Genomic DNA, 19,225 nt, shown 5'->3' with positions numbered 1-19,225 from the left:
GCGCTACCGCGTAGGATCGCCCATGTAGTTATTGCAGCGTCGAAATGTCCACAGGAGTACCCGTATGCCCGTGACCAGTGACCAGAGCGACTTCACCGTCCCCCCGGTGAGCCTCTACGACTACATCTACGGCTCGCTCGCTCCGGAGGACGAGGACCGTGTCGCCGTGGTCGATCTGGCGGAAGGCACCGAATCCACCTTCGCCACACTGCGCAGCCACGTGGACGCCGCGGCAGGCTGGTTCCACCGTTTCGGGGTGCGCACCGGTGACGTCGTCGCGCTGCAGTGCCCCAACTCCGAGAACTTCCTCGTGGCCGCCCACGCCGTCTGGCGCCTCGGTGCGGTCCTGACCCCTGTTCCGCTGCTCTCCACCCCGGAGACCGTCGCCCACCAGATCAAGGACTCGGGCGCGACGCTGCTGCTGACCCTCGCCGGCTTCGGCGACGGTGGCGAGGAGGCCGCAGAGCTTGCCGGGCTGCCCGCCGAGAGGCTGATCCACCTGGACGCCTCCCGCGGGCTCAAGCAGATGTACGCCGAGCGCAGCACTCCCCCCGAGGTCTCCTTCGACCCCGCCACGCACCTGGCCGCGTTGCCCTACTCCTCGGGCACCACCGGCCTGCCCAAGGGGGTGAAGCTGACCCACGCGAACCTGGTGGCCAATATCGCCCAGATCGAGACCGCCGGTGTGGTAAACCGGGCCGACACCATCTTCGGCATCCTGCCCTTCTTCCACATCTACGGACTCACCGTCCTGGCCAACGCGGCGATGCGGCTGCGCGCCCGGCTGCTGACCTCCCCCCGGTTCCAGCTGAACACCTTCCTCGCCGCCCATCAGGAGCACAAGGTCACCTTCACCTTCATCGCCCCGCCCGTGGCTGTCGCCCTGGCGAAGGACCCGGCGGTCGACAGCCACGACCTCTCCTCCCTGCGCGGTGTGTTCAGTGGTGCGGCTCCGCTCGACGACGACCTCGCCCGCGCGGTGGAGCAGCGCCTCGACATCCGCGTCTACCAGGGCTACGGTCTCACCGAGGCCAGCCCGGTGACGCACATGAACACCGACGCGAACCTCTCCCGTGGCTCCGTCGGCAGACCGGTCGCCGGCACCGAGCACAAGATCGTCGACCCGGACTCCCTCGAGGAGATCCCGGTCCCGGCCGAGGGCGTCAGCGCCGACGGCGAGCTGTGGGTCCGCGGACCCCAGGTCATGTCCGGTTACCTGGGCGACGAGGACGCCACCGCGGAGTCCCTGCCCGGTGACGGTTGGCTGCGCACCGGTGACCTGGCCCGCCAGGACCACCACGGCGACGTGTACATCGTCGACCGGCTCAAGGAGATCATCAAGTACAAGGGCTACCAGGTTCCCCCGGCGGAACTCGAGGCCGTGCTGCTCACCCTGCCCGATGTCGCGGACGCCGCCGTCGTCGGCGCCTCCGACCCGGAGACCGGTGAGGAGATCCCCAAGGCGTACGTGGTTCGCCAGGCGGTCGCCGAGGGAGACACCCGCTCCGAGGACGAGGTCGCCACCGCCATCGAGGACACCGTGAACGCGCGCGTCGAGCCCTACAAGAGGATCCGGGCGCTGGAGTTCGTGCGTGAGGTGCCGAAGTCGGCCACCGGCAAGATCCTGCGCCGCACGCTGCGCGACCGGGGCTGATCAGCCCCGCTGTAGAGCGACGACGGTGAAGGAGCCGGGGGCGATCTCCGTGTATCCGGCGTCCTGCACGACCGCGGCGGCCCGAGCCGCAGGTCTGTTGGAGGTCTCCGTCACTTCCTTGATCCGCTGCTCCGCCTCGGCACGGACCTCGGCGAAGCGTCCGGCGGACACCTCACAGACATGCAGCGGGAAGCCGTGGGCCGCCCAGTCGAGGGCGGCGTCCCCCGCCATCGCCGCAGCCAGCAGCATCGAGCCGTGGGAGACCTGTGCCGCGGCCTTGCCGACCGTCATCTCCAGGGAGGCGTCGACGTAGATCACCGGCGCGTCATCGTGGACGAGTACTGCCTCGGGAGTGTCCGCGTAGGACGGGTCGGAGACCAGGTCCGCGCCCTGGATCTGCAGCTTGTTGAGCAGCTCAGGGGTCTCAGTCACCGGACAGGGGGTGAAAGCACGGACCGAGGCGTCGTTCACGGACACGGTGACCCCGGGCATCCCCTGGACATCCCGCCACTTCCTGTTGCGGGCCCGACGGGCGATCTTGCGGATCCTCGCGCCGTACCAGCGGCCCAGGGCATCGGCGAAGAACGAGTCCTCCCCTGCTCTCGGATCGAGGCAGACGGCTACGCAGGCGGTGGCGGCGGCCTCCAGCAGTGCGCGACGGTCCGGCAACGGATCATGCGGGAACTCCATCACCAGCGGCATGGCCTGGACCGTGGCGGGGTCGTCCGGGTTCTCGCCGTCACGGTCGACATGCATGGCGTTCTGCAGGCGGGTGTGGGCCCGACGGATCAGCGGAGTGGTGGAGTCGGGGTCTGTCCCGTCTGCCGTACTCACCGCGGCTCGAGCGGGACGCGCCGGTAGGTCCCGTCCTCCAGGTCGGCGGAGTCGATCTCTTCGCGGGAGATACCGAGCATGAAGAGCACCTCGTCGAGGAAGGGGTGGTTGACGGTGGCATCCGCGATCTCGCGGAGAGCGGGCTTGGCGTTGAAGGCGATGCCCAGACCGGCCACCGACAGCATGGCGATGTCGTTGGCCCCGTCACCGACGGCGACGGTCTGGTTCAGGGCGATGCCGTTGGACCAGGCGAACTCCTTGAGGCTCTCGGCCTTCACCTCACGGTCGATGACCTGGCCGATGACGCGGCCGGTGAGCTTGCCGTCGACGATCTCCAGAGTGTTCGCCCGGTAGAAGTCGAGGCCGAGCTCGCGTGCCAGAGGCTCCAGCACCTGGACGAAGCCACCGGAGACCGCGCCGGTGCGGTAGCCGAGGCGCTTGAGGGTCCGGATGGTGGTGCGCGCACCAGGGGTCAGCTGGACCGCGCGGGAGACCTCGTCAATGACGGTGGCGTCCAGGCCGGCGAGGGCCTTGACCCGCTCGTGGAGGGACTCGGAGAAGTCGATCTCGCCGCGCATCGCGCGGTCGGTGACGGCGGCGACCTCCGCCTCACGGCCGGCGTGCGCGGCCAGCAGCTCGATGACCTCCTGCTGGATGAGGGTGGAGTCCACATCGAAGCAGATCAGACGCTTGGTCTTGTTGGCCAGGCCGGCGCGCTGGATGGCGATGTCCACGCCGGAGCCGTGAGCGACCTCGGCGAGAGCCTCACGCAGTTCGGTGGAACCGCCGGGCGCAGGATTCGCGACGGTGATCTTCAGTTCGAGGCCGGTGACCGGATAGTCGGCGATGCCACGGATCCGGTCGATATTGGCACCGTGGTCGGCGAGGACGCGACCGATCGTGGAGATGTGCTCGGCGGTCACCGGGTCGCCGAGGACGATGACCGCGTGAGTGGAGCGTCCGCGGGCCTTCTGGATCTCGTCGGAGACGTCGACAGTGACGCTCATGCCGGTGCCCTCGAGCACTGCGTCGAGGTCCTCCCTGAGAACGGTTCCCTCGGACGGCCGGTAGCCGACGTAGGCGGCGAGGTTGAGGTTGCCGCGGAAGACGGCCTGTTCCACGTCGAGGAGTTGGGTACCGTGCTCGGCAAGTGTCCGGAAGAACTCGGCGGTCACGCCGGGCTGGTCCGGCCCGGTGAGCGTCACGACCGCGGGGGTGAGTCCGTCAGCGAGGGTGACGGTCAGGTGAGCGTTGTCGGCGGTGTTGGTCTGGGAGTTGTCCACGTCCTCCATTGTCGCACCTGGGGCACAGACGGCGACAGCCGCACCCCGCGTAGCTGGGGTGCGGCTGTCGTTCAACCGGTGCCTGGCCTGCGGCCGGGTGGAGAGGGCGCCTAGAAGTGGCGTCCCACGTGAGCTTCCTCGCGCATGTTCTTGACCATGTGCGGGTAGTGCAGCTCGAAGGCAGGCCGCTCCGAACGGATCCGGGGCAGGGACTCGAAGTTGTGGCGCGGCGGCGGGCAGCTGGTCGCCCACTCCAGGGAGTTGCCGTAACCCCACGGGTCGTCGACGGTGACGACCTCGCCGTAGCGCCAGGAGCTGAAGACGTTCCAGACGAACGGGATAACGGAGATACCGAGGATCAGTGCACCGATGGTGGAGATCTGGTTGTAGATCGTGAAGCCGTCCGACTCGAGGTAGTCGGCGTAGCGACGCGGCATGCCCATGTTGCCCAGCCAGTGCTGGATGAGGAACGTGGTGTGGAAGCCGATGAAGGTCAGCCAGAAGTGGATCTTCCCCAGCTTCTCGTTGAGCATGCGACCGGTCATCTTCGGGAACCAGAAGTACACGCCGGCGTAGGAGGCGAACACGATGGTTCCGAAGAGGGTGTAGTGGAAGTGGGCGACCACGAAGTAGGTGTCCGACAGGTGGAAGTCCAGGGCCGGGGACGCCAGCATGATGCCCGTCAGACCACCGAACAGGAAGGTGGCGAAGAAGCCGATGGCGAAGACCATCGGGGTCTCGAAAGTGAGCCGGCCCTTCCACATGGTGCCGAGCCAGTTGAAGAACTTCAGGCCGGTCGGCACCGCGATGAGGAAGGTCATGAAGCTGAAGAACGGCAGCAGCACAGCACCGGTGACGAACATGTGGTGCGCCCACACGGCCAGGGACAGAGCGGCGATCGACAGGGTCGCGAAGACCAGGCCGACATAACCGAACATCGGCTTGCGGCTGAACACCGGGAAGATCTCGGAGACGATGCCGAAGAACGGCAGGGCCAGGACGTAGACCTCAGGGTGACCGAAGAACCAGAACAGGTGCTGCCAGAGGATGGCGCCACCGTTGGCCGGGTCGTAGATGTGCCCGCCCAGTAGGCGGTCGTAGAGGACACCGAGGGCCGCGGCGGTGAGCAGCGGGAAGATCAGCAGCGCCAGCAGCGAAGTCACCAGGATGTTCCAGGTGAAGATCGGCATACGGAACATGGTCATGCCCGGTGCGCGGAGGCAGAGGATGGTCGTCATCATGTTGATGGCCGAGGCGATGGTGCCGACACCACCGACGCCGACACCGACGATCCAGAGGTTGGTACCGACACCCGGGGAGTGGATGGCGTCCGCCAGCGGCATGTAGATCGTCCAGCCGAAGTCACCGGCACCACCGGGGGTGAGGAAGCCGGAGAGCATGAGGATGCCGCCCCAGGTCGTCAGCCAGAAGCCCAGCGCGTTGAGGCGCGGGAAGGCGACGTCGGGGGCGCCGATCTGCAGCGGCATGATGTAGTTCGCGAAGCCCCACACGACCGGGGTTCCGTACAGCAGGAGCATCACCGTGCCGTGCATGGTGAAGAGCTGGTTGAACTGCTCGTTCGACAGGTACTGCATGCCCGGGTGGAACAGCTCCACGCGGATCAGCAGGGCCATGAGGCCACCGATGAAGAAGAAGCAGAACGACATGATGATGTACATGATGCCGAGCTGCTTGTGGTCGGTGGTCGTCAGCATGGTCCAGGCGTGGTTGCCCTTGAGGGACTTACCACCCTGGGGAGCAGGCCGTGTGGGAGCGACCGGATGGTCTTCCCGAGGCGCTACTGCGGTCATTCAATCCTCCTGACTACGCGGAGCCGCTCGTCGGGACGGCTCCCTTTGAATGAACTGCACGGTGTTGTGGCTCGGCGGCGTAGTCGTCACCTCCGCCGACACATCCAGCGCAGACTGCAGTCCATGGTAATGGGTGCGTTCAGATATTGATAGCCAGGACCCCCCTTAGCGTCCGAGGCGTCGCAATCGGGGGTAGCGCCCGCGATTCACGGCCGGAAAACCGCACAACAGCCACAGGCGTCACGGGAGCCACAACGCCGCCCGGTCAGGACGCCGCGGAACAGATACAAAGGAGTATCCGGTGTCACTGTCCAGGAAAGAGATCCGGCCCCTGGTCCACGCCGAGCGGCGACGCCTGATCGACGACCTCGACACTATTGACGGTTCCCGCCGGGAAACACCCTCATTGTGTCCCGGGGTGGACGGTGCACGATATTCTTGCCCACCTGGTCGACGTCGCCCGGATCGGAGAGGTCGCGTTCCTCCGGCGCACGCTGAACCTGACTTGGCTCACGTTTCGGTGTTGTCACGTCATCTAAGTCCGTGACCTGCGGGGCTTCGGCGGAATTCGGCGAAAAACCGTACTAACCAGTCAGTCCTGGACCGGTAGACTCCTGAACATGCAGCCCAGGATCCGCACCGTGACCACCGCCTCCGGGGCTACTTCGGTGCAGATCATCTACTCCTACGCTGGTGGTGCGACCTCGACGGAACACCTCGGCTCAGCCCACACCGACGCCGAACTTGCCGCGCTGAAGGCCGAAGCCGCCCGACGACTCCAGGGCGACCAGCTCGAACTCGGCCCGGACCTCGACGTCACCGACATCCCAGCAGTCCGTGGGACAGGCACCGAAGAGCAACCGTGGGAGGTCACCGCACAACGCTCCGGCTACCTGCTCGACGCGATCGACACCGCCTATAGGGCAATCGGCCTGGACGTTGCTGCCGACAATGATGACGTGTTCGCTGGCCTGGTCACCGCCCGGATCCTGCAGCCAGGCTCGAAGTACGACTCCATCCGTGTGCTGGCCGAAGCCGGAGCAACCTCGGCGAGTTACTCGACGATTAAGCGCCGACTGCCTCGCTACGCCACTGACGAGTTCCGCGACGCGGTCACCGCCGTGTGCGCTGATCATGCGGGCATCGGGCCGACGTCACTGGTGCTCTACGACGTAACCACCCTCTACTGGGAAGCTGACGAAGGTGACGGGTTCCGTGAGTCCGGGTTCAGTAAGGAGCGCCGGATTGATCCGCAGATCACCGTCGGCATGCTCACTGACGTGAACGGGTTCCCACTGCGCATCCAGGCTTTTGAAGGGAACAGGGCGGAAACGAAGACGTTCCTTGCCTCGGTGGAAGCGTTCATGGACACCTACGACCTGCATGACGTCACCGTCGTCGCCGACGCCGGGACGATCAGTGAGGCCAACCGGCGGGACCTGGACGCCGCCGGCCTGTCATATGTCCTGGGTGGCAAGACCAGGGAGTTGCCGTACCCGATCTGGAAGTGGCGCAACGACCATCCCGGGGTCGAGTACACCCACGATCAGATCTGGGTCAGCCGGGATCCCGGCGACCCGGCCAAGGGGATCCGACCGTCACGGACGATCGACCACTACTCCGCCGACCGAGCCCGCCGGACCGTCAAGGGGATTGACGGCTCTTCGCGGTGGGGAGTGCGTAGCTGGCAGTAGGACGGGGTCCGGGGTGGCACAACATACAGAGGCCCTGGCCGGTACAAGATGAGAGTTACCACACCTTCATCTGACCGAACCAGGACCCTACCGTGCACCCTACTGGCAACCTCGTCGCCGATACCATCTGCCGCACCGCAGAACTCGGCCTGACGATCACCGATGCCGCCGATGCAGGAACCCTCACCATCATCAACGCCGACCCAGTGGACGTAGCCGACACCTGCCCGGACTGCGCGATGCCCGGGGTGAAGCGGGACCACATCCGACGTCGACTGGTCGACCTACCGGTCGTGGGGTTCCCCACTCGCCTGCACGTCCGGGTTCCGCGCTTCACCTGCACCAACCCCACCTGCAGCAGGAAGATCTTCCAGACCTCCCTGCCGTGCGCCGACGATGGAGCCAAGCTGACCCGGCGGGTGACCCGCTGGATCCTCCAACGCCTCGCCATCGACCGGATGAGTGTGAAAGCCACTGCTAAGGCGCTCGGGGGGGGGGCTGGGAACTGGTTAACCGGGTCGCCGTCACCGCAGCCCGCAACCTTGTCTACGCCGACCCCCCCACCTGGCCGGGGTGCGAATCCTGGGTGTCGATGAGCACGTCTGGAAGCACACCCGCCGCCCCGGTGAACCGTCTTCGATGGTCACGGTACTGGTGGATCTGACCCCGCTGGCCGACGGGTCAGGCCCAGCACGTCTGATCGACATGCGCCCCGGGCGCAGCGCCGAGGTTCTGCGAACCTGGCTGAATGAGCGCGACCCGGACTTCCAGGCCGGGGTGCAGGTCGTGACGATGGACGGATTCACCGGCTACGCCACCGCCGTCGACCACGCACTTCCTGCGGCGCGGAAGGTCTTGGACCCGTTCCACGTCGTCCACCTGGCCGCCGAGAAGCTGACGGGGTGTCGGCAACGCCTACAGCGAGAAACCACCGGGCGGCGCGGACGGAAGGACGATCCGCTGTACAAGCACCGCCGGGCCCTGCTGACCAGGACCGACTTCCTCACCGGCCGGCAGCGCCAACGCCTGGATCTGCTGTGGGGCACCGATGATGACTACGTCGCGTTGCAGGTCACCTGGGCGTTCTACCAGGACCTGATCGGCGCGTACGGGCACCCGGACCGGTCACGGGGCAAGAAGATGATGAGCAGGGTGATCGACACTCTGCGCAAGGGCCTACCTTCGGGGCTGGAGGAGTTGGCACAACTGGGTCGGACTCTGTGGCGCCGGCAGGCCGACATCCTCGCCTACTTCGACCTTGGTGCGTCCAACGGGCCGGTTGAGGCGATCAACGGGAGACTGGAGCACCTGCGCGGTATCGCTCTGGGGTTCAGGAACCTGGACCACTACATCTTGCGGTCCCTGATTCACTCAGGCCAGCTGCAGGACCGGATCAACGCACTCTAAATCGAGAAGAGCCGGATTGACGAGTCACTGCGCAAGGCCCGCAACATCGCAGAAGGAAAGACCCCGGTCAAGCGCAACCGGTACGTGAAAATGGGAAAGACGACCAAGGAAGTCAACCTCGAACTCGCTTCCCAGCACCGCGAGCTGGCAGGGATCAAAGCCTACGTGACCAGCAGGTTGGATGAGGATCCGATGGTGATCATCGGCTATTACCGGCGGTTGTTTCAGATTGAGCGATCATTCCGGATGGCGAAGTCGGATCTGAAGGCCCGACCGATCTTCCACACGCTCGAGCAGTCGATTGATGCTCACCTGACGGTGGTGATGGCGGCGTTGGCGGTGGGTCGTTGGCTGGAGTCGGCATCGGGGTGGTCGTTGAAGAAACTGGTGCAGACACTGAGTGGTTACCGGGAGATGCGGATCAATGTCGGCGGGCACGAGGCGGTCGCGGCAGTGCCGCTACCGCCGGAGTTAGTAGAAATCGTGAGCGATATTCGGCGCCGTGCCGTGGGAACACCGTACTAATCTGAGCCAAGTCAGGTTGAACTCGAAGCGCCCCGATTCTCCCAGCGCCAGCATCTGCTGAGCTGCCGCGCTGATCGCCTGATGCCTTGACGGCTTCTGCGCTCTGACCATCAAGCAGTCCTAGTTGAAGTGGAACGTGCGGTACGAACTCTGCACGTTGAGGCGCCGGCCTTCTCTACGACCCCGACGACGGTGTCCACGACTCCGCTGACGCGGTCGGGGTTCCGGATGTGCAGTTCATGATCGGAGCTTGATGACCGTGATCCCCACGGTCCCCATGGTCCCTATGGTCCCTATGGTCCCTATGGTCCCTATGGTCTACGACGACGGCTGAGCTGGTCGACTCGTCGCTGACAATCCCCTGTTCACAGGGACCGACAAAGAACACCACTCAAAGAGACTTGACCGTCCAGTGCCGGGTCGTCCCGAGCTCGACCGGACATATGGATCGACTTCACCGTCTGACGACGACGCCCCAGCGGAGGCCGACCACGCGTTCGAGCAACCATTGGGTACTTCCTCTTCATATACCCGATTAGGATGACTTGAAAGTTCACCGGAAAGTATGATCGTCTGTATGAGCAGGGTCATCCTTATGTGCGGCCCGGCCGGTTCGGGAAAGTCGACCGTCGCCCGGCAACTCGAAGAGAGCGGCATGACGCGGCTGTCCTTCGACCAGGAGGCATGGCGTCGCGGCATCCGGTCGATGCCATTGCCGACAGATCTCCATCGGGAGATCGAGGCCGAGCTCCGCGCCCGCTTGACCGCGCTCGTTACCGCGGGTACGGATGTCGTCCTGGACTTCTCGTTCTGGTCGCGGAGGGAACGCGAGACGTGGCGCAGCCTTGTCAGGCCGCTCGGCGTGGAGCCGGAGACGATCTACCTCGCCACGGCGCGCGAGGTCGCGCTGGAGAGGGTGGGCGCCCGCCGGAGTGACGAGGCAGACGCATATCAGCTCGACCCCGATCTCGCGGCCGCCTACTTCGACAACTTCGAACCGCCGACCCCGGACGAGGGCCCGCTGACCGTCATCTCGTGACCGGCAGCGCGCTCAGCGTAAGCCGTCCGTGGGCGGTAGCGAGGACGGTCGCGAGCAGCCAGAGGATGATGCCGAGCACGAGCTGAATGCCGCCGACTCCCGCCGCGGCGCTCCAGTTGGTCACCGGTTCGCCCAGGAACTGAACATGGTCGGCGAGCATGGGGGTCCACCACAGTGCGCCGGCGAGGATGGTGACGAGGACGATGCCGACACCGCCGAGTGCCAGCAGGCCGAGGAGGTTGCCGGAGACTGCCTGCATGACAAGCCAGCCCAGTTCTCGCCGGGTTCCGGGGTCTTGGACCTGACGGCGAAGGACGCCCCAGCCACCGCCTTCGTGGGGGGAGTGCTGCTCGGGGGCCGCTCGCCCCCGCAGCCGTGCAGCAGCTCTCTGATGCCATGTGGCCCAGGCGTGCAGTGCGCGTAGCGCGGCAGGGAGGAGCAGGAGGCCGATGCCGAGCAGGCACAGCAGCGCGCAGAGCAGCAGCACCGGCAGGAACACGAGGCTGACCAGCCCGGTGAACAGGTTCAGCAGGGCGTAGGCGCTTCGGCGGCCGAGGCCCGCGATCTGTCTGTTCATTCGATGATTCTCCGTTCGTTCGAGATGAGAGGTGCCGGGCTTTCGGCCGTGCTTAGGCGATGTCTCGCCGTAGCGGGAGGACGAAGGCGATAGCTGCGGCGACGGCCGCATACACGAAGAGCACGAGCGCGCCGACCCACGGGCTGAGGATGCTCGGTCCAGACAAGTGCAGCTGGGCGCTCATCGCGTCGGTGAGGAAGGTGAAACCGACCAGGCTCGCTGTCGCCCCGCCGGGCAGCAGCGGGTAGGCGGTGTTGATTCCGGGGATGAGCATGATCATCGGCTCGATGAGGTAGAACCAGCCCAGCACGATCCCGGCAGCGAGCAGGAGGTTGCGGGTGATGGCTCCAACCGCGACGCCGATGGCCGTGTAAGCGACGGCGGCGAGGGCAACGCCGGCGAGATCGCGGGCGAGATCGGCCGGTGCGAGTCCGAGCGGCGTCCCGCTGATGCCGGCATGGAGCAGCAGCACGGCTCCCGTCGACGCCGCCAGGAGGATGCCGTAGCCGAGACCGGCGAATGCGTAGACGAGCAGTTTCGCGACGAGAACTGTTCCGCGTCGGGGGGGCGGTGATGAAGGTGGTGACGATGGTCCGGTGCTGATACTCGCCAGCGATGGCGAAGACGCCCAGCAGAGCGGGTAGGAACAGCGTCAGCCCGGTGCTCCCGAGCACGATCTGCACCCCTTCTGGCGTGTCCAGGCCGGGCATGGGAGGAGTAGCGTTCCCCGGCCCCACGATCGAGATCACCGCGGAGAAGAAGGCGCCGGCCGCCAGCGCAGTCACGGCCGCCCATGCGGGGATCCTGGTTCCGAACAGTCGGCGCAGCTCGCCGGTGATTACGCGTTTCATCGGTGCACCTCTCCTTCGCCTCCGGTTCGGCTCCCAGTCGATGTCAGCGTCAGGAAGACGTCTTCGAGAGAGCTGCCTGCCGTCAGTCAGATCGCCGAGTGAGCCGCGGCTGATGGTTCGTGCCCGGTCGATCAGGATGACGTCGTCGACGATTTGCTCGACCTCGGACAAGACGTGACTGGCCAGCAGCACGGCCCCGCCCCGATCCGCGAAATCCCGCAAGAACCCGCGCAGCCACGCGATACCCGCGGGGTCGAGCCCGTTGGCCGGTTCATCGAGAATCAGGATGCTTGGGTCCCCGAGCAGCGCGGTGGCCACCGACAGGCGCTGCCGCATACCGAGGGAGAACGTTCTGACGCGCCGCCGAGCGACCGCGTCGGTCCCCAGGAGTGCCGAGACGGTCTCCACGCGCTCGTCGTCATGCCCGCCGAGGGCCGCGTGGACTCGGAGGTGCTGCCGGGCCGTCAGTGAGGGCTGCAGGCCGCCACCGTCGATGACAGCGCCCACCCGGGCGGTCGGGTCCGGCAAGTCCACGTACCGGCTGCCGCCGATGACCGCCGTGCCCTCGTCCGGACGGATGAGTCCCAGCAACATGCGAAGCGTCGTGCTTTTCCCGGCACCGTTCGGCCCCAACAGGCCCGTGACCCGGCCATGGGTCACAGTGAGCGAGATCCCCTCCACGGCAGACACCGAGCCGAAGCGCTTCGTGAGCCGATCCGCCTCGACGGCAACGCCGTTCACGCCCTGGCTCCTACGGCCAGGAGAGCCGCCACCTCGTGCGCGTCGGGCGCGCTCACCAACACCTCGGAGAACCCCTCAGCGCCGCCGGGAGCGCACGACAGTCTCAGCGTCGGCATGCCTCGGCGCATCGCAAGCAGACGACGGGTCCCATCGAGGCCCACCCAGATGCCAACCTTGAGTATCCCGGACACGACCACCCCTCCGTGTCGCAACCCCAGACCCCTGGTCACCCATTCGTCGGAGGCCGTGACCGCGAAAAGCGCCGACCTCTGGACGGTCAGCGCAGGACGGCGTGTTGCCATCGCCTCCCATCCGCTCATTCGGATGGTGACGTGCTGCGCCTGGACGTCGATCGTGGCCATGTTGCCTCCCTCGTTCTCGCCCTCTAGTGTTCTCTACACTGCAACTATTCGCAAGCTTGCGACTGATGGGAGTTGGATGAGTGGCGAGTTGAACTCATTCGAAGCGCTGTTCCATCCGGTACGGCTGCGCATCTTGCATGCAGTGGCCTCTCGAAAAGTCTCAGTCTCAGTCTCAGAGCTGGCGGCTCTCGTCGAAGGAGTCGCCGCCACGACGGTGCACCGACATGTGAATACGCTCATCACCAGCGGCGTGCTCACGGTCATACCAAAGCGCTCGCGCCACGGTTCCCCCCAACGCGAACTCGCTCTCTCGGAGGACGGCGCGTGTCCTCGTGACATCAACACGATCCATCCTTCGCCCACTCACGAGAGCCAGCGGGCGTTCGTGGTGTTCCTTGCGCGTTTGGCCTCCGAGTTCGACCGCCTTATCGAATCCACGAAGGGGTCCGTTACACCGGACTTCGGTTACAGCCAGACCTTGCTGTACGTCACCGATGAGGACCTTCGGCACATTCGGGAATGCCTCCGTGAGCTTCTGAGACCTCACCTTCGACCGCGAACCGGGCGAGAGGCACGAACGACTCTGGGAATGGTGCTGATACCGGACGATGGGCCGGCGAGCCGCATGGAAGCGCCCGATGCTGCAACACGCTGACGAGTCACGAGTACCGAGCATTCCATGGGCATCGACATGACGAACTGCTATCCGAAAAGCCTGCAAGCCTGGCTCGTCGCATCCTTCGGGCTAGAACTCGGGTTGGCGGTTCTCGCGTTCGCAATGACGTGGACCGCGTCGGCCTATGGCCCTGACACTGCATCCGCGGTGCTGACGCTGACCGTGGCTCCGGCCGTGGTGCTCGGGCTGCTGGGCGGATTGCTCGCCGATCGAGTCGGACCGCGCAGAACGATGATCGTCAGCACCTTGGGTCTGGTCGCCTTTTCCGTGATTCTGGCGGCCGTGGCGTGGGGCGCCGGAACGTCTCCTGCGTTGCTGTTCGTCATCGCGGCATCGATGGGAACCGCGTCCGCCTTCTTCCGCCCAGCCTCTGCCGTGTTCGCGCGGCTGTTCGTCCCTGACCGCGAGCTTGGCACGGCGATGGCACGCGTGGGAATGGCAGGTCAGCTGGCGCGCACCATAGGCCCGCCGCTCGGCGGATTCCTGATCGGCATGTTGACGCTTGCCGGAGTGGCCTGGATCGGGGCTGCGGGTACAGCGGTGATGCTGTGCGTCCTTCTGTTGATCCGCGTCCCCCGTCGGGTTCAGCCGTCAGATGTTCGACTCGGCGTCCGCGGCATTCTCGATGCGATGAGCGCCGTGCGATCGAGAAAGGACGTTGCGGCGCTTCTCGCGTCAGTGACGATCATTGCGGGTGCGGTCATCCCCGTCGTCGCCCTCGGCATCCCTCTCGCCGCGCGGGAGCGAGGATGGTCAGCGAGCGAGGCGGGTCTGATCGAAGCCGGGTGGATCGCAGGCGGGCTCGTCTGCACGGCGTGGTTCGGTTGGAAGGGAACGCTGACCAACGCCTGGAAGCCCATGTTCGTCGGCCCGATCATCATCGCCTTGGGCCTCGGTCTGCTCGCGATCGCACCGAGGTGGGAGGTCGCGGTGTCGTCCACGGTCCTCGTCGGCGCGGGCGTCGTCCTGTTCACTGCTCACGCGTTCCCGACATACCTACTCCTGGCACCGGCCACTATGTTGTCGCGGTTTCAGAGTCTGTTGCTGTTTGTACAGCAAGCTCCGCAGCTCGTCGTGGCACCGCTGGTCGGATTCGCCGGAGAGTCTCTCGGCATGGGGGCCGTCATCGGGGCATTCGGTGCGCTCGCGCTCCCAGCATCGCTTCTCGTGGTCTCGAATCGAAGTCTGCGGGACTCTCGAATGTAAGGACTGTCCGGGCAGAGAGAACGATTTGCCTTCGTGAACCCATTTCGACCGGCCGCGTCGCGCGGTGGGAGCGAGTCGGTGACTTACGCGGGCCAGTTGCTGGGATACTGCTTGGCGACCTTCTTGTGCTGGCGGTGGATGTCACGGCGCTCTGCCGCGGTGAGGTGGTCTTCCATCACGATGCCGTTGATGTGGTCGGTCTCGTGCTGCAGGCACCGTGCGAGGGTTCCGGTTCCGGCGACCTTGATGGGCTCACCGAACTGGTTATAGCCGTGGCATACGGCAAAACCGGGGCGAGAGACCGGCAGATATGCGCCAGGAAGCGAGAGGCACCCCTCTCCAAGGATTTCTTCTTCCGGCTCTGCGGCGAGCGCGATCGTGGGGTTGCAGACGAGGCCCCGGCGCTCGCGCCCAAAGGCGTCGTGGCATTCGTAGACGAACACGGCAAGGTCCACGCCGATCTGCGGTGCAGCCAGGCCGGCGCCGTCCGCGGCAGTGTTCGTGGCGAACATGTCGCAGAGCAGATTCCACAGATCGGGGCCGAAGTCTGTGACCCGCCTGGCCGGCCGATGTAGCACATCGTCTTCGCCCCACCGGACGATCGGACGGGCCGAGCCCAGAGACATGAGCTGTTCCAGGGGCATATCGAGTGGCTCCTCTTCATTTCGGGTAGTCGCCATTCTCATGGCGGCAATCGTGGTGCATCAGTCGTCCTGGCTTGTACTTTCCGGGATAAGGAGCGTCGCCAGGCTGACTCTATGTTCGTCAAGTCCGCCGCGCGAGCGGAGATAGGGCTCGAGAATGGCCCTGAGCTGCTCCTGGACGTCGCCGAGATCGTCTTCAGTCAGGTGCAGGATGGCCTGCCCGTAACCGAACAACGGCATCGCCGCTTCATCGTCGCGTGCGATGAAACGGTCGAATTCGGCCGCCTGATGAGCAAGGAACACGGCGAACGCCTGCCGATGCTGCTCCTCGGACATCTGCGCGGCGTCCTCGGCGTTCATCTGTGCCGCATCTTCCACGAGCGCGAGCGTGCGCTCCACCGCCCCACGCACCCGTCGTTCGGACACGATCGTCAACACCCCGGCATCCAGGAGGGTGTTGACGTGCCGATAGACCGTTGCAGCAGCGACATCATCGAAGAGTCCGGCAAGCTCCGCGGTGGTCATGCTCCGTCCTGTCATCGCTTGCAGAATCCGCAACCTCAGCGGGTGCAGGATCAGTTCGAGCGTCGACGGTTGGGCCACCATGCGACGGACTGATGAGCCAGACTGGCCGGCTACGGGGTCACGAGTTTCGCGGTTCGCCATCATGTTCCACAGTTCGCAGACTAGCGATTAGTTGCATGGTCGACAATATTAGCGAGTCGACCCAATCGAAGCAAGGAAGATGCATGACCAAGCCTGACGCGGATCCGGTCAAGTCCTGGGAAGTGGTGTATCTCCCTTCCGCTGAAACAGTGCGTCTGACTCCAGGTCAGGGACCGTCACGAGCCTGATAACGGGTTCGGCTCATACTGCCTCATGCGCAGTGGAATCGGCGTCGATGACGTTGGCGTTCATCATCGTCCTGGTCTGCTCCAGACTCGTCAACGACATGTAGCGCTTCTGCTGAATCCAGTCATCGTGCTGCTCAGCGAGCACCGCCCCGACCAACCGGACCACCGCGTCACGATTCGGGAAGATCCCCACGACGTCGGTACGCCGGCGAATCTCATGGTTGAGCCGTTCGGTGGGGTTGTTAGATCACACCTTCATCCACACCGCCTTCGGCACGCTGGTGAATGCCAAGAGCTCATCAAGGGCCTCCTCCAGGTAGTTGGCGACGTTCGGGAACCTGTGCTCGCAGAAACTGACGACCTCCCGGGCCTGGGCCCACACCGCGGCGGCATCGGGTTGCTGGAAGATCGTCTGGAACATCGCCGACAGTGTCGGCCACTGCGTCTTGGGGACCATCGACGAGAGGTTCTTGGCGAAGTGCGTCCGGCAGCGCTGCCACGACGCATTCGGCAGTACCTCGCCGATGGCGTGCTGGATGCCCAGGTGGGCGTCGCTGGTGACCAGGTACACCTGGTCCAGCCCGCGGGCCTTGAGATCCCGGAAGAACCCGGTCCAGGAAGCCACGGACTCTGCGGTGGCGACCTGCATGCCCAGTAATTCCCTGTAGCCTTCCACGTTGACCCCGCAGGCCAGCAGCACGGAGGTTTTCACGACCCGTCCGCCTTCACGGACTTTCATCGTCAGCGCGTCGCAGGACACGTACAGGTAGGGTCCACCGTCGAGTGGGCGGTGGCGGAAGTCCTCGACCATGATGTCGAGGTCCTTGGCCATGTCGGATACCTGCGATTTCGACAGGTTGGTGATCCCCAGGCTGGCGACCAGGTCATTCATCCTGCGGGTGGACACACCCTTGAGATAGCAGGTCGCGATGACGGTGCTCAAGGCTCGTTCGGCCCGGCTTCGTCGTTCCAGCAGCCAGTTAGGGAACAACGAGCCGGAGCGGAGTTTGGGTACGGCGACGTCGACGGTGCCGACGCGGGTGTCGAGGTCGCGGTGTCGGTGGCCATTGCGGGTGTTGGTGCGCGCCTGGCTGGTGGTGGCGTAGTCCGCGCCGCAGATCTGGTCGGCCTGGGTGGACAGGATCTGGTTGATGAGGCTCTGCAGCATCTGGCGCATGAGATCCGGGGAGGCTTGGGTGAGCAGGTCGTCGAGGTAGGTGGACGGGTCGATATGATGGGGGCTGGTGGCCATCGTGGAGTGCCCTTTCGAGGAGATGTAGGAGTTGAGTCGAAAGGTACCTGCGGTGGTCACCGTCGTCGTTGACGGGGTGGTCACCAACAGTTACAGATACACCACGCTAGAGGACGTAACCTCGGCGAACCCGATCAACCGCGCCTGCTCCGCTTCGGCCTCGGCGCGAAGACGAGCGGCACGCACCTCGGGCGGCTCCCACTCGCCGCGGGCGATCTTGGTATGCACCGACGCCAGCCACGTGCGCGCGTCTATCTTCGTGAAGAACGTCAGCGGCTTGTCATCGTCGGTGCGGGCCGTATAGGTGATCCCATCGGGTCCGGGGTACCGGACTTGCCAGCGGCCGGAGGGGAGCTTCCGCAGCCTGCCCCACGCCTCGCGCTTGCCCGCGCTGTTCTCCTTCTTCGTCGTGCTCATCATGCCCTCCGGTGGACGCTCGTGGACGGGAGCGGGCCGCCGTGCCCCCTCCGTGCCCCTCGCTCCCGACGGAGGGAGGAATCCGCGAGATCCTGCGGGTTCTCGGCCCGTCTCAAAGCTGCGGAGGGCACGAAGGGGCACGACATCAAGGGCACGCCGATCCCGAATTCCGCTTGGCGTGTCGCCCCGCCTCCACCGAGCAGGTACGCGCGTGCCCCCGGCGTGCCCCATCGGACGGCTACTGGTGTTCATCTCTGTCCTCCTCTGTCTGGTGAGAGAAGGCACGAAAAGAGGCCCGGAGCTGCGATAAACCGCAGTTCCGGGCCTCTCACCAGCCCTTTTCAGGGCCGAGCTAGATCAAGGGTCTTAGAAGTCCCAGTCGTCGTCGACGGTGTTCTCGGCCTTACCGATGACATAGCTGGAACCCGACCCGGAGAAGAAGTCGTGGTTCTCGTCGCCACCCGGATTCAGCGCGGAGATGATCGACGGGGAGACGCGGGTCTCGTCCGCCGGGAACAGCCCCTCGTAGCCGAGGTTGTTCAGGGCCTTGTTGGCGTTGTAGCGCAGGAAGCGCTTCACGTCCTCGGTCCAGCCGAGGTCGTCGTAGAGATCCTCGGTGTACTGGCACTCGTTGTCGTAGAGGTCGAAGACGAGCTCGAACGTGTGGTCCTTGAGCTCCTGCCGGCGAGCCTCGGTCTCCTGCTCCAGCGCGCGCTGGTACTTGTAGCCGATGTAGTAGCCGTGGACAGCCTCGTCACGGATGATCAGGCGGATCACGTCGGCGGTATTGGTCAGCTTGGCGTGGGAGGACCAGTACATCGGGAGGTAGAAGCCGGAGTAGAAGAGGAAGGACTCGAGCAGGGTCGAGGCGACCTTCTTCTTCAGCGGGTCATCACCCTGGTAGAAGTTCAGGACGATGTCCGCCTTGGTCTGGAGGTTCTCGTTCTCCTCGGACCAGCGGAAGGCGTCGTTGATCTGTGGGGTGGAGGCCAGCGTCATGAAGATCGACGAGTAGGACTTCGCGTGCACCGACTCCATGAACGCGATGTTGGTGAACACCGCCTCCTCGTGCGGGGTGACGGCGTCATCGATGAGGCTCGTGGCACCGACGGTGCCCTGGATGGTGTCCAGCATCGTCAGACCGGTGAAGACACGCATCGTCGCGGTCTGCTCGGCCTCGGAGAGTGTCCCCCAGCTCTTGATGTCGTTGGACAGCGGCACCTTCTCCGGGAGCCAGAAGTTACCGGTCAGCCGGTCCCAGACCTCGAGGTCCTTGTCGTCGGGAATGGTGTTCCAGTTGATCGCGGTCACGCGGTCCCCGGCACGGTGGTGGACCGGGGTGGTGATCTGGCGCGATGTCGTCATACAGCTCTCCTGCGGTAGTGCGGAATGTCTGCC

14 protein-coding genes and 5 pseudogenes are annotated in these 19,225 nt (G+C 65.2%); 7 read left to right on the top strand and 12 right to left on the bottom strand.

The features are described from left to right. Positions 1 to 64: 64 nt before the first annotated feature. Positions 65 to 1,654 (top strand): AMP-binding protein, encoded by a 1,590-nt coding sequence (locus ACZ9GM_RS01170; protein WP_476037055.1) that lies wholly within the window; start codon positions 65 to 67, stop codon positions 1,652 to 1,654. Here the strand turns inward: ACZ9GM_RS01170 and ACZ9GM_RS01165 are convergent, their stop codons facing one another. The 3 genes from ACZ9GM_RS01165 to ctaD form a co-directional block, all read right to left on the bottom strand. After that, on the bottom strand, positions 1,655 to 2,410 hold the full coding sequence (locus tag ACZ9GM_RS01165) for an aminoacyl-tRNA hydrolase (RefSeq protein WP_291475825.1): 756 nt from the start codon (positions 2,408 to 2,410) through the stop codon (positions 1,655 to 1,657). Between the two features lie 74 nt (positions 2,411 to 2,484). Next, positions 2,485 to 3,780, bottom strand: coding sequence for a phosphoserine phosphatase SerB (serB, locus tag ACZ9GM_RS01160; RefSeq protein WP_291475767.1), 1,296 nt, complete (start codon positions 3,778 to 3,780; stop codon positions 2,485 to 2,487). A 101-nt stretch (positions 3,781 to 3,881) separates the two neighbouring features. Beyond that, on the bottom strand, positions 3,882 to 5,582 hold the full coding sequence (gene ctaD, locus ACZ9GM_RS01155) for an aa3-type cytochrome oxidase subunit I (RefSeq protein WP_476037054.1): 1,701 nt from the start codon (positions 5,580 to 5,582) through the stop codon (positions 3,882 to 3,884). A gap of 620 nt (positions 5,583 to 6,202) precedes the next feature. On the opposite strand from ctaD, the pseudogene ACZ9GM_RS01150 reads away from it, so the two are divergent. The 4 genes and pseudogenes from ACZ9GM_RS01150 to ACZ9GM_RS01135 all read left to right on the top strand — a co-directional run. Beyond that, positions 6,203 to 7,252, top strand: a pseudogene (locus ACZ9GM_RS01150) (IS1634 family transposase); the annotation flags it as partial. 116 nt (positions 7,253 to 7,368) lie between these two features. Next, a pseudogene (locus ACZ9GM_RS01145) lies at positions 7,369 to 8,683 on the top strand (ISL3 family transposase). 15 nt (positions 8,684 to 8,698) lie between these two features. Then, positions 8,699 to 9,208, top strand: a pseudogene (locus ACZ9GM_RS01140) (IS1634 family transposase); the annotation flags it as partial. A gap of 577 nt (positions 9,209 to 9,785) precedes the next feature. Beyond that, positions 9,786 to 10,247 (top strand): P-loop nucleotide/nucleoside kinase family protein, encoded by a 462-nt coding sequence (locus ACZ9GM_RS01135; protein WP_476037053.1) that lies wholly within the window; start codon positions 9,786 to 9,788, stop codon positions 10,245 to 10,247. On the opposite strand, the gene ACZ9GM_RS01130 is transcribed toward ACZ9GM_RS01135, so the two are convergent. From ACZ9GM_RS01130 to ACZ9GM_RS01115, 4 genes and pseudogenes are all read right to left on the bottom strand, one after another. Continuing rightward, positions 10,237 to 10,824, bottom strand: coding sequence for a sensor domain-containing protein (locus ACZ9GM_RS01130; protein WP_476037052.1), 588 nt, complete (start codon positions 10,822 to 10,824; stop codon positions 10,237 to 10,239). The two genes, ACZ9GM_RS01135 and ACZ9GM_RS01130, sit on opposite strands and share 11 nt — an antisense overlap. 52 nt (positions 10,825 to 10,876) lie before the next feature. Continuing rightward, positions 10,877 to 11,296 carry a hypothetical protein gene (locus ACZ9GM_RS01125; RefSeq protein WP_476038376.1) on the bottom strand — a complete coding sequence of 140 codons (420 nt, stop codon included), beginning with the start codon at positions 11,294 to 11,296 and terminating at the stop codon, positions 10,877 to 10,879. 565 nt (positions 11,297 to 11,861) lie between these two features. Then, positions 11,862 to 12,356, bottom strand: a pseudogene (locus ACZ9GM_RS01120) (ATP-binding cassette domain-containing protein); the annotation flags it as partial. Positions 12,357 to 12,412: 56 nt separating this feature from the next. Continuing rightward, on the bottom strand, positions 12,413 to 12,778 hold the full coding sequence (locus ACZ9GM_RS01115; protein ID WP_476038375.1) for a hypothetical protein: 366 nt from the start codon (positions 12,776 to 12,778) through the stop codon (positions 12,413 to 12,415). On the opposite strand from ACZ9GM_RS01115, the gene ACZ9GM_RS01110 reads away from it, so the two are divergent. Continuing rightward, positions 12,741 to 13,433: a helix-turn-helix domain-containing protein gene (locus tag ACZ9GM_RS01110; protein WP_476038299.1), complete on the top strand. Its 693-nt coding sequence runs from the start codon at positions 12,741 to 12,743 to the stop codon at positions 13,431 to 13,433. The genes ACZ9GM_RS01115 and ACZ9GM_RS01110 overlap by 38 nt on opposite strands. A gap of 24 nt (positions 13,434 to 13,457) precedes the next feature. Further along, positions 13,458 to 14,660: an MFS transporter gene (locus tag ACZ9GM_RS01105; protein ID WP_476037051.1), complete on the top strand. Its 1,203-nt coding sequence runs from the start codon at positions 13,458 to 13,460 to the stop codon at positions 14,658 to 14,660. Positions 14,661 to 14,743: 83 nt separating this feature from the next. Here ACZ9GM_RS01105 and def read toward each other — a convergent pair whose 3' ends face one another. From def to nrdF, 5 genes and pseudogenes are all read right to left on the bottom strand, one after another. Beyond that, on the bottom strand, positions 14,744 to 15,304 hold the full coding sequence (gene def / locus ACZ9GM_RS01100; protein ID WP_476037050.1) for a peptide deformylase: 561 nt from the start codon (positions 15,302 to 15,304) through the stop codon (positions 14,744 to 14,746). Positions 15,305 to 15,364: 60 nt separating this feature from the next. Then, on the bottom strand, positions 15,365 to 15,910 hold the full coding sequence (locus ACZ9GM_RS01095; protein ID WP_476038298.1) for a helix-turn-helix domain-containing protein: 546 nt from the start codon (positions 15,908 to 15,910) through the stop codon (positions 15,365 to 15,367). A 261-nt stretch (positions 15,911 to 16,171) separates the two neighbouring features. Continuing rightward, positions 16,172 to 17,410 (bottom strand): annotated as a pseudogene (locus ACZ9GM_RS01090) (IS256 family transposase). 90 nt (positions 17,411 to 17,500) lie between these two features. After that, positions 17,501 to 17,827 (bottom strand): hypothetical protein, encoded by a 327-nt coding sequence (locus ACZ9GM_RS01085; RefSeq protein ID WP_476037049.1) that lies wholly within the window; start codon positions 17,825 to 17,827, stop codon positions 17,501 to 17,503. Between the two features lie 366 nt (positions 17,828 to 18,193). Next, positions 18,194 to 19,192 (bottom strand): class 1b ribonucleoside-diphosphate reductase subunit beta, encoded by a 999-nt coding sequence (gene nrdF / locus ACZ9GM_RS01080; protein ID WP_291474547.1) that lies wholly within the window; start codon positions 19,190 to 19,192, stop codon positions 18,194 to 18,196. Between the last annotated feature and the right edge of the window lie 33 nt (positions 19,193 to 19,225).

The organism is Corynebacterium sp. UD i78, assembly GCF_056280545.1.
The sequence above is the reverse complement of the archived record's forward strand: the minus strand, read 5'-3'. Positions and strand labels throughout refer to the sequence as shown.